The organism is Labedella populi, from assembly GCF_004078655.1.
Lineage (GTDB): Bacteria > Actinomycetota > Actinomycetes > Actinomycetales > Microbacteriaceae > Labedella > Labedella populi.
Genome location: NZ_RZNC01000014.1, coordinates 1 through 731, shown reverse-complemented (window position 1 = coordinate 731; position 731 = coordinate 1). Strand labels below are relative to the sequence as shown.

Annotated in this window: 1 protein-coding gene; it reads right to left on the bottom strand. The window is 63.7% G+C overall.

Translation table 11 applies throughout. From position 1 onward, the window contains the following. The coding region (locus ELQ92_RS16410; protein ID WP_166409148.1) for a YncE family protein at nt 1-731 on the bottom strand (731 nt) is incomplete at both ends.

Sequence of the window (731 nt, the reverse complement as noted above, 5' to 3'; positions counted from 1 at the left end):
GAGAAGCTCCTCCTCATCATCGATCCCCACATCACGGATGTTCTCAGGCAACGTGATCGTCCGCGTCACCTCATCCGTATCGGGATTCATCTCGAAGATCTTCCGACCGTTCTGGTCTCCCAGGTAGAGGCGATCCTTCGACTGGGAGAACGCGGAACCGGCGGGCAGCGCCGCGTTCGACTTGTTCACCGAGTCGAGGGAGGACACGGCCTCGTAGTCGAAGCCGGCCTCGAGGATGCGCGTGGAGACGGTGACCGCCACCGGGTCGAGTTCGGAGCCGGGCGGGTTCAGCCGGAAGTCGCGATTCGACACGAACACCCGCTGTTCCTCCTCATCGACGGAGATGCCGTAGCCGTCCTTTCCGAACGACGGGTCGTCGAAGTCGCCGAGAATCCTGCCGGTCTTCGGGTCGTGCACACTGAATCCGCCCGAGCCCTCCGCCGTGCCGGTGTACCCCACGTAGAGGAGACCGTTCGTGGAATCCGCATCGAGTTGACGCGGATTGGCGCGCGATGTCGACGACCACAGCGAGGCGAAGTCGTTGTCGACATCGAAGGACTCGATGTTCTTGGCATCGGCGACGTCGCTGAAGTACACCGTGGTGACGAGCCCGTTGACGGGATCAGCCGCCACGTAATAGGCGTCCGTCGTGCCGTTCACGACTCCGAGCGATGCGCCCGTCTCCGCGTCGAGCACCTCGACACCGCGCGACGGCACGGCCCCGTAGACCA